Source organism: Mycolicibacillus koreensis (assembly GCF_002104795.1).
Taxonomy (GTDB): domain Bacteria; phylum Actinomycetota; class Actinomycetes; order Mycobacteriales; family Mycobacteriaceae; genus Mycobacterium; species Mycobacterium koreense.
Map to the genome: position 1 here is coordinate 1 of NZ_NCXO01000040.1, position 16,330 is coordinate 16,330.

Annotated in this window: 16 protein-coding genes; 4 read left to right on the forward strand and 12 right to left on the reverse strand. The window is 69.2% G+C overall.

The window, feature by feature from the left end; all coding sequences use genetic code 11:
* The coding region (gene mycP, locus B8W67_RS15590) for a type VII secretion-associated serine protease mycosin (RefSeq protein WP_109561803.1) at window positions 1-1,178 on the reverse strand (1,178 nt) is incomplete at its 3' end.
* A 373-nt stretch (window positions 1,179-1,551) separates the two neighbouring features.
* Between mycP and rplM the strand changes: the two genes are divergently transcribed.
* Genes rplM through glmM form a run of 3 tightly spaced genes read left to right on the forward strand, consistent with a single transcriptional unit; the run spans window position 1,552 to window position 3,822 of the window.
* A complete protein-coding gene (rplM, locus tag B8W67_RS15595; RefSeq protein ID WP_069391062.1) occupies window positions 1,552-1,995 on the forward strand; it encodes a 50S ribosomal protein L13 in 444 nt (147 codons plus the stop codon).
* On the forward strand, window positions 1,992-2,477 hold the full coding sequence (gene rpsI / locus B8W67_RS15600; RefSeq protein ID WP_085304877.1) for a 30S ribosomal protein S9: 486 nt from the start codon (window positions 1,992-1,994) through the stop codon (window positions 2,475-2,477). Before rplM ends, rpsI begins: the two co-directional genes overlap by 4 nt.
* Before the next feature lie 7 nt (window positions 2,478-2,484).
* On the forward strand, window positions 2,485-3,822 hold the full coding sequence (gene glmM / locus B8W67_RS15605) for a phosphoglucosamine mutase (RefSeq protein WP_069391063.1): 1,338 nt from the start codon (window positions 2,485-2,487) through the stop codon (window positions 3,820-3,822).
* Window positions 3,823-3,862: 40 nt separating this feature from the next.
* Here glmM and B8W67_RS15610 read toward each other — a convergent pair whose 3' ends face one another.
* Window positions 3,863-4,903, reverse strand: a complete 1,041-nt coding sequence (locus B8W67_RS15610) for an LLM class F420-dependent oxidoreductase (protein WP_085304878.1) — start codon at window positions 4,901-4,903, stop codon at window positions 3,863-3,865.
* An 81-nt stretch (window positions 4,904-4,984) separates the two neighbouring features.
* On the opposite strand from B8W67_RS15610, the gene B8W67_RS15615 reads away from it, so the two are divergent.
* The gene (locus B8W67_RS15615; protein ID WP_234806786.1) at window positions 4,985-5,710 is read left to right on the forward strand and encodes an RsiV family protein; all 726 of its coding nucleotides are present in this window, start codon (window positions 4,985-4,987) and stop codon (window positions 5,708-5,710) included.
* Here the strand turns inward: B8W67_RS15615 and B8W67_RS15620 are convergent.
* Genes B8W67_RS15620 through B8W67_RS15660 form a run of 10 tightly spaced genes read right to left on the reverse strand, consistent with a single transcriptional unit; the run spans window position 5,700 to window position 16,328 of the window.
* Window positions 5,700-7,142, reverse strand: coding sequence for a carotenoid oxygenase family protein (locus B8W67_RS15620; RefSeq protein ID WP_234806787.1), 1,443 nt, complete (start codon window positions 7,140-7,142; stop codon window positions 5,700-5,702). The two genes, B8W67_RS15615 and B8W67_RS15620, sit on opposite strands and share 11 nt — an antisense overlap.
* Window positions 7,139-7,828 (reverse strand): hypothetical protein, encoded by a 690-nt coding sequence (locus B8W67_RS21405; protein ID WP_234806788.1) that lies wholly within the window; start codon window positions 7,826-7,828, stop codon window positions 7,139-7,141. The genes B8W67_RS15620 and B8W67_RS21405 overlap by 4 nt, the downstream gene beginning before the upstream one ends.
* Window positions 7,825-8,523, reverse strand: a complete 699-nt coding sequence (locus B8W67_RS15625; protein WP_234806789.1) for an Rv1363c family protein — start codon at window positions 8,521-8,523, stop codon at window positions 7,825-7,827. Before B8W67_RS15625 ends, B8W67_RS21405 begins: the two co-directional genes overlap by 4 nt.
* A 13-nt stretch (window positions 8,524-8,536) precedes the next feature.
* Window positions 8,537-9,820: an MlaD family protein gene (locus tag B8W67_RS15630; protein ID WP_275080359.1), complete on the reverse strand. Its 1,284-nt coding sequence runs from the start codon at window positions 9,818-9,820 to the stop codon at window positions 8,537-8,539.
* A complete protein-coding gene (locus tag B8W67_RS15635) occupies window positions 9,817-10,986 on the reverse strand; it encodes an MlaD family protein (protein ID WP_085304880.1) in 1,170 nt (389 codons plus the stop codon). Before B8W67_RS15635 ends, B8W67_RS15630 begins: the two co-directional genes overlap by 4 nt.
* Window positions 10,983-12,089, reverse strand: coding sequence for an MCE family protein (locus tag B8W67_RS15640; RefSeq protein WP_085304881.1), 1,107 nt, complete (start codon window positions 12,087-12,089; stop codon window positions 10,983-10,985). The genes B8W67_RS15635 and B8W67_RS15640 overlap by 4 nt, the downstream gene beginning before the upstream one ends.
* Window positions 12,086-13,150: an MCE family protein gene (locus tag B8W67_RS15645; RefSeq protein ID WP_085304883.1), complete on the reverse strand. Its 1,065-nt coding sequence runs from the start codon at window positions 13,148-13,150 to the stop codon at window positions 12,086-12,088. The genes B8W67_RS15640 and B8W67_RS15645 overlap by 4 nt, the downstream gene beginning before the upstream one ends.
* A gap of 5 nt (window positions 13,151-13,155) precedes the next feature.
* Window positions 13,156-14,196, reverse strand: coding sequence for an MCE family protein (locus B8W67_RS15650; RefSeq protein ID WP_085304885.1), 1,041 nt, complete (start codon window positions 14,194-14,196; stop codon window positions 13,156-13,158).
* A complete protein-coding gene (locus B8W67_RS15655; protein ID WP_085304887.1) occupies window positions 14,193-15,473 on the reverse strand; it encodes an MlaD family protein in 1,281 nt (426 codons plus the stop codon). Before B8W67_RS15655 ends, B8W67_RS15650 begins: the two co-directional genes overlap by 4 nt.
* Window positions 15,474-16,328 (reverse strand): ABC transporter permease, encoded by an 855-nt coding sequence (locus B8W67_RS15660; RefSeq protein ID WP_085304889.1) that lies wholly within the window; start codon window positions 16,326-16,328, stop codon window positions 15,474-15,476.
* Between the last annotated feature and the right edge of the window lie 2 nt (window positions 16,329-16,330).

Below are 16,330 nucleotides of genomic sequence, written 5' to 3' on the forward strand. Positions count from 1 at the left end.
ACCCTGTGAGGGTGAAATCTGTGAACTTGTCCGCGTCGCGCGCCGGGATCCGGCGTCGGTGCCTGCTCGGCGATCGCCGCCACCGGATCGATCACCCCGTGGCCGGCCAGCGGGTTCCACCCCGCCGGTGGGGTGTGCGCGGTGTCGATGAGCCGTTGGCGCACCTGCTGGGCCGTCCACTGCGGATACCGGGCGCGCAGCAGGGCGGCCACCCCGCTGACGACCGCGGCGGCATAGCCGGTGCCGGCGATCGGGCGCCCACCCCGGGTGTCGACCAATCCGTCGCCGCTGGGGTTCAGCGACACCACCGCCTCCCCGGGGGCGGCCACATCCAGCCACGGCCCGGGCAGCGTGAACGCCGACGGGTGTCCCTGCCGATCCACCGATCCGACACTGAGCACGAAGTCGTCGTACCAGGCGGGGCTGGCCACCGCGGTCGCTGTCGCCCACGTCGCATCCACCGGTTGGGCCGGGCAGTGCGCGGTGCCGCCGGCCGCGGCGACCACGACGGCGTCCTTGACCTCCGCCGCGTAGGCCAGTGCGGCCCCCAGCGCCCGGTCGGCCAGCGCGGTGTCGGCGTCGACGCAGGCCGTCACCGCGATGTTGATCACACCGGCACCCCGGTCCGCGGCGGTGCGCACCGCCGCCGCCATCGTGTCGACGTCACCGACACCCGGACGTGCCGGTGCCCCGGCCGGGCCGTACACCGTGCTGGATTGGCGAATCGTGAGCACCGTCGCCCCCGGTGCCACACCGCTGAACTCTCCAGTCGCAGTCCCCGGGGCGGCGGCGATGATCCCGGCGATCAGGGTGCCGTGCCCGTCGCAGTCCTCGTCGCCGACGCCGGCGGCCACGTAGTCACCCCCGGTCACCAGGCCCGGCAATTGCCGGTGTCGGTGCACCCCGGTGTCGATGACCGCCACCAGCACCCCGTCGCCGCGGGTCAACGGCCACACCGACGCCAACCCCAGGGTGTCCAACTGGCTGCCCGGGCGCGGCCCCGCGGCGGCGGTGAGCATCGCGCAGGGCTGCTGGCGCACCGTCGCCTCGGCGGGTGCCGGCGGTGCGGGGTCGGGCAGCCACTGGTTGTCCACCCGCGGTGGGGTCAGCGCCGGGGCGGTCGGTGCGGTCACCAACAGCGCCACCGCGACGCTCAGCACGGCGCGCAGTCCGGTCATGGCCGGTGACGCTAGCGGCGTCCCGCGCGTCGCGCCGCCGGCCATCCACAGCCGCCGGCACTGACTTGCGGGCGCGCCGCGCGCGGCGCACCATGGTTCCCCCACCAGGTCAGCGCCGGTGATCGATCCGGGCCCGCCGTGGTGGTGCCGATGTGGGAGCCCCGGCGCGGGGAGCCGCCGGGGCCGCCCCACCATCGGGCCGGACCGGCCGTTTTGACCTGCGCGGATGCCCGCCGGTAAGCTACGACGCTGGCGTGCGGTAGCCACGGATCCTCGGGTCACTGTCGGTCGCCGAGAGCATTCATGCCGCACACGCCGGACCGGCGCCCGGGTCAGACCGGGATCAACCCCGAGAGAAGAGAAGGTAAGCGCTGTGCCTACTTACACGCCGAAGGCGGGTGACACCACGCGCACGTGGTACGTCATCGACGCCACCGACGTGGTGCTCGGCCGGCTCGCCGTCGCAGCGGCAACACTGTTGCGCGGCAAGCACAAGCCGACATACACGCCCAACGTCGACGGTGGCGATTTCGTCGTCATCATCAACGCCGACAAGGTCGCGATCAGCAGCGACAAACCGGCCCGGACCATGGTGTACCGCCACTCGGGGTACCCCGGTGGGTTGCGCAAGCGCACCGTCGCCGAGCTGATGGCCACCCGCCCCGACCGCGTGGTGGAGAAGGCGATCGTCGGCATGCTGCCCAAGACGCGGCTCGGCCGCCAGATGAAGCGCAAGCTGCGGGTCTACGTCGGCCCCGAGCACCCGCACACCGCCCAGCAGCCGGTTCCGTACGAGATCAAGCAGGTGACCCAATGACCCAGCCGCTGGCCGACAGCACCGAGAACGCTCAGAGCGCTCAGACCCCTCAGACCGACGCCGAGGCGGGCACCCCGCGCGGCCCGGTCGTCATCGACCGACTGATCCAGACCGTCGGGCGGCGCAAAGAGGCGATCGCCCGGGTGCGTCTGGTTCCCGGCACCGGCGAGTTCCACCTCGACGGACGCAGCCTGGAGAACTACTTCCCCAACAAGGTCCACCAGCAGCTGATCAAGGCACCGCTGGTGGCGGTGGACCGTCTCGACGGCATCGACGTCTACGCCCACCTCGACGGCGGCGGACCGTCCGGACAGGCCGGGGCGCTGCGGCTGGCGATCGCCCGGGCGCTGATCCTGATCTCCCCGGAAGACCGTCCGGTGCTGAAGAAGGCCGGGTTCTTGACCCGCGACCCGCGCGAGATCGAGCGCAAGAAGTACGGCCTGAAGAAGGCCCGCAAGGCACCGCAGTACAGCAAGCGCTGATCGGGCCATGGGTCGACTGTTCGGCACCGACGGTGTCCGCGGGGTCGCCAACCGCGAACTGACCGCGGAGCTCGCTTTGGCTCTCGGTGCCGCCGCCGCACGCCGCCTGGCCGCCCCGACCGGGGCGGGCCGGCGCGTCGCGGTGGTGGGCCGTGACCCGCGCGCCAGCGGGGAGATGCTGCAGGCCGCCGTCATCGCCGGGCTGACCAGCCAGGGTGTCGACGCGCTGCGGGTGGGGGTGTTGCCCACCCCGGCCGTCGCGCACCTCACCGGCGCCTACGGCGCCGACTTCGGGGTGATGATCTCCGCCTCCCACAACCCGATGCCCGACAACGGCATCAAGATCTTCGGCCCCGGCGGGCACAAGCTCGACGACGCCGCCGAGGACGAGATCGAGGAGATGGTGGCCGCCGGCCCCGGGTTGCGGCCCGTCGGCGCCGACATCGGCCGGGTGCGCGACGCCCCCGACGCCCTGGAGCGCTACCTGCAGCAGGTGGCCGCCGCCAGCCGGGTCTCCCTCGACGGGCTGACGGTGGTGGTGGACTGCTCCCACGGCGCGGCGTCGGAGGCCGCACCGCGCGCCTACCGGGCCGCCGGGGCGAAGGTCATCGCGATCAACGCCGACCCCGACGGGCTCAACATCAACGACGGGTGCGGCTCCACCCATCTGGACCCGCTGCAGGCCGCCGTCCTGGCGCACGGCGCCGATCTGGGTCTGGCCCACGACGGCGACGCCGACCGCTGCCTGGCGGTGGACGCCGACGGTCGGGTCATCGACGGCGACGCGATCATGGTGGTGCTGGCCCTGGCGATGCAGGAGGCCGGCGAACTCGCCGCCGACACCCTGGTGGCGACCGTGATGAGCAACCTGGGGCTGCACCTGGCGATGCGCGCCGCCGACATCACGGTGCGCACCACCGGCGTGGGCGATCGCTACGTACTCGAGGAACTGCGGGCCGGGGCGTTCAGCCTCGGCGGCGAACAATCCGGGCACATCGTGATGCCGGCGCTGGGCAGCACCGGTGACGGCATCGCCACCGGGCTGGCGCTGATGGCGCGGATGGCCCAGACCGGGCTGCCGCTGACCCGGCTGGCCGCCGCGATGCAGGCCCTTCCCCAAGTCCTGATCAACGTCGCCGTCGCCGACAAGGCCACCGTCGCCGCCGCGCCCGCCGTGCTCGACGCGGTCCGCAGCGCCGAAGAAGAACTCGGGGAGACCGGACGAATCCTGTTGCGGCCCTCGGGCACCGAGCAACTGGTGCGTGTCATGGTCGAAGCCGCCGACGAAGACACCGCTCAGCGCGTCGCCGCCCGCGTCGCCGACGCCGTGGGGGCGCAGCGCTGATCGGCTCCGCCGGCCGGCGCCGGCGCGGACCCGCGGCGGGTCAGCTCAGCAGATCGCGCAATTCGGCGACGTAGCGCACGTACTCGCCGGGATCGGCGGTGACCGGGTTGACCAGTAGCGTCGTCACCCCGGCGGCGGCGAACGCCGCGACGCGCTCGGCGACGAACCCGCGTGGGCCGACCAATGAGATGTCGCGCACCAACTCGTCGGGGACCGCGGCGATCGCCTCCTGTTTGCGACCCGCCAGATACAGCTCCTGAATGCGGTCGGCGGCCGCGCCGAACCCGTAACGGGTGGCCAACTGGTGATAGAAGTTGCGGCCGCGTGCCCCCATCCCGCCCAGATACAGTGCGAGCATCGGTTTGGTCCACTCGAGCCGGTCATCGACGTCCTCGCCGATCGCCAGGGAAGCGCCCACCATCACGTCCAGCGGCCCGAGTGCGGGATCGCGGCGGGCGTAGCCGGTGCGCAGCGATTCCCCCCAGGCGTCGTCGGACTTCTCGGGGTGGAAGAACACCGGCTGCCATCCCTCGGCGATCTCGGCGGTCAACGCCACGTTCTTCGGCCCCAACGCCGCGATCGAGATCGGGATCCGTTCGCGCACCGGGTGATTGATCAGGTGCAGGGGCTTGCCCAGTCCTGTGCCGCGGTCGGCGGGCAGCGGGATCTGATAGTGGGTGCCGTCGTAGCGGACGTCCTCGCGGCGCCACACCTGCCGGCAGATCTCCACGACCTCACGGGTCCGGCCCAGTGGTGCGTCGAACGGCACGCCGTGGAAGCCCTCCATCACCTGCGGCCCGGAGGTGCCGATCCCGAGGCGGAAACGGCCGTCGGAGACGTAGTCGAGGCCGGCGGCGGTCATCGCCAGCAGCGAGGGGGTGCGGATGTAGATCGGCACCACCCCCGAACCGAGTTCGATCGTGGAGGTCTTGGCCGCCAGGTAGCCCAGTTGGCTGATCGCGTCGTAGGAGTAGGCCTCGGCGACCATGACGATGTCGGCGCCGATCTTCTCCAATTCGACCACCTGATCGACCGATTCTTTGAATCCCCCGGAATATCCCAGTTGCACACCGATTCGCATGAAAAAAGTGTACCGGTCGACTATTATCGATCGAAATTCGGGGCGAGAAAAACAGTTGGCAAACGAGGTCTCATGGTCAGTGTGAAATCCCTCAGGCGGGCGGCGACCGCCACGGTAGCCGCCATCGGAGTCGGTGTGGCCGCCACCGTGGGCCCGGGGCCGGCTACGGCGCAACCGGAGTCGGCGGCGCTGCGCGCGGTGCCCGTCACGATCACCGGGACAAGTCCAGATGGCTTGGGCACGTGGAACGTTGACTATCAGCGCATCGACGGCGGCGACCCGGCGGTGATGGCGGCGATCAACGAGATCATCGATGCGGAGGCTCACGGTCAGGTCGCCACCTACGAGCCGAGTGCCACCAAGACAAACGAGTGGACATTCACCGCGACCGGCACGCCGTCGTTCGGGCCGATCACCGTCGCGGAGTTATTCGTCGGTGAATACAACACCGATATGCCGAATATGCCGTTTCACACGGTAGCGACCCGGGTATTTGACAGTCGCAGCGGGATTCTATTGACGTGGGACAATTTATTCACCGATAAAAAGGCCGGATTGGCGCGGCTGGCCGACCAGACGCAGCAGATCCTGCCGACGGTGTACCAGGCGCCGCGTCCCGGTGTGTGGCAGTTCGGTTCCGAGATCGCCCCGATCGACATCAACTTCAAATACTGGCTACCGACCTCCGAGGGGATCGAACTGCACTTTCCCGACTACCAGTTCGGGCGGGGGCTGCCGGTGATCACCGTGCCGTGGTCGGCGGTCGCCGATCTCATCGACCCGGTGTTCGCCCCGATCATGGGCTGACCGGGCGCGCCACCCGCGGGGTGTAGCAGCCGTGGAAGGTCAGCGGCAGGTGGTGGCGCAGCCGGCCGGTGTAGACCGGGCCCGCGGTGATGTCGGCCGCGTCGAACACCGTCATGGCGGCCCGGTTGCTCACCCCGTCCTGGGTGGTCACCAGCAGCCAGCCGTCGTCCTCGGCCTCGCCGCCGGGCCGGGCGGCGAACACCGCCTCGTGGGGCTGCTGGCCGTAGGGGAACTGGAAGGTGCTCACCGACTCGGTGTCGTTGTCGACCTTGGCGATCGCATTGGGGTAGGCGCTGCCGTCGGCGTCGGCCGACAGGTAGGTGTAGCGGTTCGGCCGGCTGGTGCGCGCGAGGTTCCAGGACGGGAATTCCGCGGCCAGATCGGTCACCGGCTCGTGGAGCACTGTGCCCGACGGGGTGATCCGCAGCCGCAGCAGCGACCCCCCGTAGGAGGACACCTGCGCGGCGGTGTCGGTGCTCAGCGTGGACAGCTGGCCGTTGAGCTCCTCCCACGACGAGTCGTAGTGGATGAGTTCGACCACGGTGTCGGAGCCGTCCTCGTAGCTGTTGGCCAGGTGCAGGTGCAGCAGCGAGTCGGTGTAGACGATCCTGGGTTTTCCGCCGTCGCGCGGAACCAGAGCGATCAGGGTGCCGCGGCTGGGGTCGTACTCGATGGCGTCGATGAAGTTGCGCAACCCCAGCCCGGCGCCGAGCAGCTTGGCCGTCGGAAAGACCAACGGCGGGATGGCGAACACCAGATGCCGGCTGGTCAGACCCATGTCGTGGTTGAACATCGCCAGCGGCAGATCCAGCTGGCCGAGCCGGTGGAGTTTGCCGGCGCGGTCCACGCGATAGCAGATCAGCTTCGGGAACGGCACCATCGCCAATCCGAAGTTGAACATCTCGCCGGTGTCGGGATCCCACTTGGGGTGTGCGGAGAACGCACCCAGCCACTTCAGGTCGCCGCCGAACCGGTCGACGCCGACGGTGTCGAGGGTGTCGGGGTTGATCTCGGTCGGCGGACCGCCCTCCCACAGCGCCAGCAGCTTCCCGGCGTGCATGACCACACCGGTGTTGGCGACGTTGGCCGGGAACCGCAGCGCGTTGGCCAGAATCCCGCCCAGACGCATGGTGCCCAGCGCCCGGAACGGAGCACCGTTGGAGGTCAGCGATTTCCGGTAGTGCTCGGTACGCACGTAGCGGTTTCGGTAATGCACCTTGCCGTCGGCGATCGAGAACATCGACAGCATCCCGTCGCCGTCGAACAGATGCCCCAGTGCCTGCCCGCCGGCGTCGAGCTTGCCCGCGCCGTTGCGGTAGAGCGTGCCGGTCAGATCCGGCGGCAGCGTGCCGTCGCTGTCGTCGATGACGTAGTCGTACTCCTCGTACAGTGGGGTGTAGGCGGCGAAATCGTGGTCGGCGGTGTTGGTCACTTTTTCTCCTTGGGGGACGAGGACGAGGGGATGCCGGCGGGGCGCACCCGCAGGGTGCAGGACAGCCCCGGAAGATGCGGGTCGAATTCCAGGGGCATGGCCGATTCGGCGTCGAAGACTTTCTCGCATGCTGCCTTACAGGCCATCAGGCACGAGTTCTCCTGGGCGGTCTGGGTTCCCACCGAGGTGTGCATCGCACACTCGGGGATCTCATAGACGACGGTACCGTCGTCCTCCACGCCGGTGCGCTGTATCGGCCCGACCAGGAACGTGGCCACGCCGACCCCGGTGTCCATCACCGACGGGTGCAGCGCCGGAGGCACCAGGCGTACCGCGTTGAACATCGGCAGCAGGTAGCGCAGCCAGCGTCGCAGCCGGGCGGCCACGGTGGAGGAGACCAGCTCCTCGACCTCGTCGCGTGGCACCACCGTGACCAGTTCGCCGGTCACCCACTCGAGTTCCCGGACGAACTGCCCGTAGCGGCGCTGCCACGACGCGCGCGGCGATTCCAGCAGCCGGTTGGGGGCGCGGTCGGCGATGACCGAGCGCCAGCCGCCATCGACCGCGGCGCGGTCGTCGGCGACCAGGCGCAGCACCGGCAGCAGCACCGTCTCGGGGATGTCACCGACCTTGGTCAGCATCGAGCGCATGATCAAGTCGTCGCGCAGCGCGGTGATCGGACTCATGGCAGCTCCACCTCGGCGGCTTTCCAGGTGCCGTCGACCGGCTGCATCGTCATCACGATGCGGCTGCGGTCCACCCGCGGGTCGGGGACCTCGGTGTTGGAGATGGTCTGGTCGACGAAGAGCAGCACCACCACTTCGCTGGTGCTCGCCGATTTCACCGCCGAGTCGATGACCACGCCGTGGCCGCTGGCCCGGTGGTCGACCAGCAGTTTGCGCAGCTTGGTGCTCGACGCCGAGTAGATGTCGCGGAACTGTCCGGTCGCCCCGTCGAGCACCGCCTGGAAGTTCGCGTCCAGGTCGTCGCTGTCGATCGAGGTCAGCGCCACCGCGTACTCGTTGGCCGCCTCCAGTGCCGCCGCTGCCGCGGCGTGCACGGCGCGGTCGTTGCGGTACTGCCAGCCCAGGTATCCGGTGGCGGCACCGAGAGCGACGACCAGAGCCGCCAGCACCGCGACCGCCACCCACATGCGCCGGCTGGGCGGCCGGCGTGGCGGCTCGTCGGTGTCGGAGGATTCGTCGGTGGCCGCGTCCTCGGCCTCGTTACTGGCGCCGGCCCCGTTGCTGGCACCGTCGGCTCCGTTGCTGACGCCGTCGGCGTCGCTGCTGACGCCGTCGCTGCGGTCACCGGAGTCGAGGGTCTCCTCGAACTCCTTGGCGATCTCCTCGAGTTCCTCCAGCAGATGGGTGTTGAACATCGGTGCGCTCCTTTCAGAACCAGGGTTTACCTTCCCGCTGCGGTTCGGACCCCGGTGGCATCTCGGGCCCGCCGTAGGGCAGCGGAATCGTGTGGGGCCCGACGGGCGTCGGGTCGGTGCGGCGCAACGGATCCCAATCCGGTGGGGGATCGGCGGTGTCATCACCCGGTGGCCGTGGGGCGTTGCGCGCGCCGCGGATCAACACACCCGGGTCGTCGTTGGGGCAGTAGGTGTACATGAACGGCTCGGGATAGTTCGGGATGAACGGCACGTCACGCGGGTGCGGATAGTCGCAGACATAGCGGGGGTAGATGCTCGCGATCGCCCAGGCCGCGCCGTCGTGCATGATCGAGGTGACGCTGTCGAGCAGCGGTTTGCGATCGTCGGTGAACATCTGCTGCAGCGCCGGCACCCGCACGTAGGACAGCTGCGCCACGGTGGTGAGGTTGCCGAGCAACTGCACGATGGTCGGGGAGTTCTCCGCCAGCAGCGCGTCGACGGTGTCCAGCGCGTCCGGCGTCTGGTCGAGCATCCGGCGCAAACCGGCGTCCTTGGCGCTCACGCCGGACAGCGTGGCACCGAAATTGTCGGCGATCGCGCTCATCCCGACGGCGGCGTCGTCGAAGATCTGGAACACCGGACGGCTGCCGCGCAGCAGTGTCATGGTCTCCGGCAGCACACCGTCGAGGGTCGACAGCAGCACCTGGCCGCCGCCGAGCAGGTCGCGCAGCTTGCGCGGGCCGTCGGGGCCGACGCCCAATTCGTCGATCATCGTGCGCAGCTGCTGCGGATCGGTCTGCGCCAGCAGCCCGTCGATGTTGCCCAGCAGCTTCCAGATCGGCACCGGGGTGCTCGCCTCGTCGCGGCCGATCACCGCACCGTCGGAGAGGTAGGGGCCCTCGAGGGTGGCCGGCTCGAAGTTGAGGTATTGCTCACCGGCCGGCGACAGACCCGAGACCCGCACCGCGGTGCCGTCGCGCGGGATCCGTGCATCGGCGCCGACACGGGCCACCGCCTGCACCCCGTCGGCGGTGAACTCCACCGACTCCACCCGCCCGATCGGGACGCCGCGCAGGGTGACGTCCTGGCGGGCCAGCAGTCCGCCGGACTCCGCCAGATGCACGGTGATCCGGATCTGATCGGCGAACGGGTTGTCGCGCAGGGCACCGAAGAACAGGTAGGCAACGCCGACGATCACCAGGGCGATCTGCGCTATCCCCGACAGCACCAGCCGGAACCGGACGGTGCGGCGAACCGCCGTCAGGATCGCCGCGGCGATCGGCTCGATCACGGTCATTGTCCGGGCCCCCAGATCCTGCCGCGGTCGGGCCCCCACACCCGGTCGCCGAGCTGGGTGAGCACGTAGCGCACCGAACCGACCATGTTGTCCCAGTCGGCCCACTTCGGCCCGGTGAACGCGGGGTCACCCTCGTGGTTGAGGTCGGGGATGTGGCCCAGTGCGAGTTGCTGCATGTCGACGTCGGCATGGGTGGCGGTGGCGCTGAACAGTTTCAGCGCCGGGGGCAACACCCGCACCAGATTGTCGATGCTGACCTGCGGGTCCACCGAGACCTCGTTGAACGCGGTCGACAGGGCGTTGATGTCGCGGACCAGGCTGCGGGTGTCGACCCCGGCGATCGACGGGAAGCGTTCCAGCTGACCGGTGACCGCTCCCATGGTGTTGACCAGGTCGACGATCGCGGTGGTGTTGTCGGCGATCACCAGCAGCGCCGGCGCCGAGGTGGTCAACACGTCGTTGATCGCGTCGCGGCGGCTGTTGAGGGCGTCGGCGAGGTCGGCGGTGTGGCTCATCACCGAGCGGATCTCGTCGGTGCGGGCGGCCATCGTGGTGACCAGCGCGCGGGATTCTCCAATCATCGCCGCCAGCCCCTCACCGTCGTGACCGACCGCGTCGCCCACCCCGTTGAGAACCCGTGTCAGGTTGCCGATCACCCCGCCGTTGACCAGCAGCGAGGTCTGGGCGAGCACCTCTTCGATGGTGGCGGCGGTCAGCGTCGAGCCGATCGGGATCGTGTCGCCGTCCTGCAGATAGCCGCCGGTGACCGGTTCGGCGGTGCCCCCGGCTCGCCCCTCGGGGCCGTCGGGGCGCACCAGGGAGACGAAAATGTCACCGAGCGGGGTCGCCGAGCGCAGTTCGGCGGACGTGCCCACCGGCAGTCGGACTCCCTGCAGGATGCGCATCTGCACCACGGCGGTGTAGTTCTTCGCGGCCATCGACACGACCTCGCCGACGTCGGCGCCGTCGAGGCGGACCTTGGCCCGGTCCGGCAGATTCAGCGCATTGTCGAACTCCGCGCTCAGAAGGTAGCTGGCTCCACCGAGTCCCGGCGCGGGCAACGGCAACTGTTCGACCCCCACCCCGCAACCGGCGACCGCCAGTACGGCCGCCATCGGCAGGGCGGCCAGGCGGCGACGCAGCGGGGCGGCGGGGCGGGTACTCATTCGCCCAACCTCGTGATCGCTTCCAGCACCGAGGTCACCCCGAAGTCGGGCCCCAGGTCACGGATCGTCCCGGTGCGGCAACCGAGTTGGCGCAGTCCCAGGATGTTGCAGACCTCCTTGGTCATCGAGCTGTCGAAGAACACCGAGTCGAAGTGCGCGGTGATCCGCAGCATGCCGTTGTCGGTGTCGAGCGCATTGACGACGTTGTCCATCACCAGCGGGGTGACATCGAAGAATTCGGCGAGCTCGCGGCGGTAGTCGACCAGGGCGCCGGTCAGCGACTGGCTGCTGCCGAGGGTGGCGCGCAGGTTCTCGCCGTTGTCGGTCAGCAGCGTGTTGAGTCGCTCTAGGACGTCGTTGACCTGCCCGCCGGTGCCACCCTGCCCGACGCCCTCCTGTGCCAGGATGTCGCTGAGTTGGCGGACGTCGGAGCCGAAGTCGCGTACCGCCTCCTGGTTTTTTGCCGCCGCATCGGTCAGCGTGCTCAGGTTGGTCACGATTGCGGTGATGTTCTCTTCGGTGGCCACGCCACCGTCGTCCCCGGCGCGCAGCGCCGTGGAGAGCTGGCCGAGGGCCTGCTTGATCTGCGGCCCACTGGTGTTGGTGATCGCCGAGGTGGCGTCCATGATGTCGGCCATCGGACCGCCGCCGTGCCCGTCGCCGCCCAGCGCGGTGCCGAGCTTGTCGACCATCGCGAGCACCTGGTCGAATTCGATGGGGGTCTGGGTGCGATCGGGTCCCAGCACCGTGTCGTTGGGTAGGGTCGCTCCGCCCGAGTACGGCGGTGTCAGCTCGACATGGCGGTCGGTGAGAATCGAGGTACCCACGGTCACCGCTTTGACATCGGCCGGCAGGGTGACGTCGGGGTCGACGTCGAGGATCACTTCCACATAGGGCCCCTTGGGGGTGATGGCGCCGACCTGGCCGACCGGCATGCCCAGAACCGCGACCGTGTTGCCGGTGTAGAGGCCGATGACGTTGTCGAAATGGGCGATGATGGTTTGGCGCCGTTGTGAATCCGGGCGCAAGACGGTGCCGGCGCCGATGACGGCCACAGCGGCCAGTACGACGGCTGCGGCGATCGCGAGGCGGGTACGGGTCATTCGCAGTCCTTGAAGTAGGCGTAGCGCTCCGGCCACTGGAACTGTTCGGCGCGGCCGCTGATGGCGCACATCCACGAGTCGACCATCAGCCCGCCGGGCAGGGCGAAGTCGAGGAACGGGCCGGTACCGGTGGCGTTGGCGAGGTTGCGCATCGTGATCGGCAGGATCTGGAACAGGTTGCGCAGCAGGTCGTCGTGATCGCCGAGCATCGCGGTGACCTGGCGCATGTCGCCGAGTAGCTGGCTGGTCTCCGCGCCGGTGTCGGTGAGCACGGTGTCGGCGACCCCGACGAGCCTGGTGGCCGCGTCCATCAGGCGCACGACCGCCTCGCGGCGCGCGAGGACGGCTCCGAGCAGCTGCCGGCCCTCGGTGATCAAGGCCGCCAGATCCGAGCGTTGGCCGCCGAGGATCTCGGCGATCTCGGCGGTGCTGGCCAGCAGATCGGCGATCTGGGAGCGGCGATCGGCGATCACCTGCGACAGGTTCTGCACATTGGTCAACGCCGCGGGCAGCAGCGGTGGAACGTCGTGGAGCTGGCCGGCGACGGTACGCATCGACTCGGCGAACTGTTCGGCGTCGACCGGACCGAATGTGTTGGTGGAGTCCTGCAGAAGTTTCTGAAGATCGTAGGGGACCCCAGTGTGCGACAACGAAATCCGACTGTCGGGAAGCGGATCGTCACCGGCGGGCTTGAGCTCGATGTAGCGCGATCCGAGCACCGTGGTCAGTTTGATCGCCGCCCGGGTGTCCGAGCCGAGATGCACTCCGCGGTCGATCTTCATCGCGATCTCGACGTGATCGCCGGCCAGCGTGGTGTCCGACACCGTGCCGACCGGGATGCCGGCGATGCTGACCTCGTCTCCCGGGCGCACGCTGGCGATCTGCAGGAAGTCTGCGTAGTAGGTGGTCTTGCCCAGGTGCAGCGAACTCACCAGCGTGGTCGCTACCACCAGTGCGGTCAGGGTCAATCCGGCCAGGGTTCCCAGCCAGGCCTTGCTGCGCTCCTCGAGCACTCGCTTGCGCGCCGGGGCGGCGGGTTCGGGGGTGTCTGTTGCGGTCATTCACCTCACCTGCACTGAGCCGAGTATTTGCGCCATCCGCCGGGTGTGGCGGCGTTGATGACGGCCGGGACGATCGGTTTGAGGAAATTGAAGAACGTGAAGTTGAAGTTGCAGGCCTGGGCGTCCATGGCCGCGCTGCTGCCGCTGATGCGGGCCAGTCCTTTGAGCACCAGCGGCAGGTTGGCGCCGAGGGTGGCGAACTCGTCTTCGTTGGCGATCATCGTCGCCAGCGCGCCGGGTTGGCGGCGCAGTGTGTCCTGCAGGTCGGGCTGCACGGTCGTCAGGATCGCCGAGAGACGGTCGACCACATGGGTGATCGATCCGGTGGAGGCGATGAGCTCGTCGCGGTGGGCGTTGAGCCCGGCGACCACGGCGCGCACCTGGGTCAGCGTGGTCTGCAGCGCGGTCCCCTGGTCGGCGAGGTTCTCGGTGACCGCGCTCAGGCTGGTGATCAGCCGTCCGAGCAGGTCGTCGGGGCCGGTCAGCGCCTGCGCCAACTGGGAGGTCTCGCTGATCAGCACCGCCAGTGAGTTGCCGTCGCCCTGTAGGGCTTTGATCAGCGCGTTGGACAGGTTGCCGCGGTTGTCGGCGTCCAGCAGGGTGAACAGCGGTTTGAATCCGTTGAGGAGTTCGGTCACGTCGAAGGACGGCTCGGTGTGCTCGACGGGGATGGTGGCGCCGTCGGGAAGGGGATCGGGGTCACCGAAATCGGCCAGCGACAGCCCGATATAGCGTTGGCCGATGATGTTCTGGTAGATCACCGACGCCTTGGTGTTTCCGTAGACGGGCTGGTCGCGTTCGATGCGGAACCGGACCCGCGCCCGGTCGCCGGCCAGGTCGACGGCGTCGACGCGGCCCACCCGAACCCCGGCCATCCGCACGTCGGAGCCCTCGCGCAGCCCGGTCACGTCGGTGAACTCCGCGCTGTAGGTGTGGGTGGGGCCGGTGACGTCGCGTCGCAGGGTGACCAGGTTGATCCAGGTCACCGAGAAGCAGATCACGAGGAACAGCGCCAGGAACACCAAGCGGCGGCGATGCGCGGTCACGGGGCTCCTCCCGGTGTCTCGTCGGGGGCGGGGCCGAGGCTGGTGACGCTCTCGTCCGGTGGGGGAGTGCCGGTGGGCGCCAACAGCACCTGCTCGGCGGAGTTCTCCGGATCGGGCAGCTCGATACCCGGCGGGGGCACATAGGATCGCGGGTCGGGCAGATTGTGGGTGTCGACCACCGGTGTCGTCTCCGGGGCGGTCTCGCAACTGGGGCCGCGCAGCTCCCCGTAGACGGGGCAGTCGGCGCGAACGTAGAGCCGCAGCGGCGCGAACGCGACGACCAGCTTGAAGGTGAATCCGGGCCGGGTGCCGGTCTGGGTCCACAGCTCGCCGAAGAACTTGTCGACGATGTTGTTGACCCCCAACGCGATCGCCGGGAACTTCGCGGAGTTGTCGGCCAGCACCCCGACCACCGGGGTCAGTTGGGTGCTGATCGCCAGCAGTTCGTCGACGTGGTTGTCCAGTCCGCGGCGCAGCGTGCCCACGGTGTGGTGCGCGCCGGTGAGCAACGCGGTCAACGCATCCTGCTGTTCGACGACGGTGCGCATCGGCACCACGGCGTGGTGCAGGGCGTCGACCAGTTCCGGGGAGGTGGACTGCAACGCGGTGATCGCCGACTCCCACGTCGTCAGCGTCGGCGGTCCGGTGTCCTCGGCGCTGAGCGCATTCATCTCCGCGACGATCCGGTTGAGTCCCTGCGCGCCGGAGCTCAGCGACGGCCCCTGCCCGGCGGTGGCGTCGGCGATGGCGCGCATCAAACCGATCGTGGCGTCGTCACCGGGACGGCTGGTCGCGGCGACCAGTTCACGCAGTTTGGCCAGGGTGGTTTGGAACAGCTGGGTCGGTAGGGCGGTGTCCTCGGCGATGACCTCACCGCCGCGCAGCGGTGCGGCGGGCCCGTTGTCGACCAGTTGCACCGAGGACACCGCGAAGGCGTTGCTCGGCACGATCCGTGCGGTGACGGTGGCCGGGATGCCGCGCGCCCGATCCGGAGTGATGTCGACGTGCACCACCGCCGGGGCGCTGGAGGTCGCCGGGGTCACCCCGCGGACCATCCCGACCAGCACACCGCGGAACTTCACGTCCGATTTGGGGGGCAGGCCGTCGCCGACGCTGTTGAGCATCAGGGTGACCTGCACACGCCGGTCCAGACTGCCCTGCGAACGCGCCACCAGCGCCCAGCCCACCAGGGTGCACACGGTCAGGAACGCCACCCCGAGCGTGACCAGCTTCGGGGTCGACATCCCCCGCCCGTCGAACTCGAAGTCGCGCGCCATCTACCCGCCCAGCCTTCCGCCGGCGTCGATGCCCCAAAACGCCATCGTCAGAAGCATGTTGACGCTGACCATGATCGTGATGGACGCGCGCATGGCCCGACCCGCGGCGATGCCCACGCCGCGCGGACCGCCGGAGGCGTAGTAGCCGTAGTAGCACTGCAGGGTGGACATGATCGCCACGAACACACTGGCTTTGATCACCGCGAACACCATGTCGCGCCCCGACAGCATCAGGCCGAAGTAGTGCAGATAGGTTCCCGACGCCTGACCGCTGGCCAGAAAGATCACGAACTGGCAGACCAGGAAGTTCAGGCACAGACAGATGATGAACAGCGGGATGATCGCCAGCGCCGAGGCCAACACCCGCGTGGTCACCAGATACGGGATCGGCCGTATCGCCAGCGATTCCAGCGCATCGATCTCCTCGGAGATGCGCATCGCCCCGAGCTGGGCGGTGAACCGGCAGCCCGCCTGGATCGCGAAGCTCAACGCGGCCATCATCGGAGCGATCTCGCGCACCGTGGCCAGCGCGGTGATCAGCCCGGTCGCCGGACCCAACCCGAGCAGGTTCAGCGCGTTGTAGCCCTCGATGGCGACGACCGCACCGCCGGCGGCGCCGTTGAGCAACACCACCCCGGCGGTGCCCCCGCCCACGACGACCGATCCGTTGCCCCAGGTCACGTCGGAGAGCAGGCGGAAGAATTCCCGCGGATAGCGCCGCAGCATCAGCGGGATGCTGGCGATGGTGCGGACGAAAAACGACACCATGTGGCCGATCTGGGCGATCTGCTGGACCGACTGGTCGGCAACTTTCACGGCGGGGCGCAGCCCGACGGGGTAGAAGACGGCCGCCATCG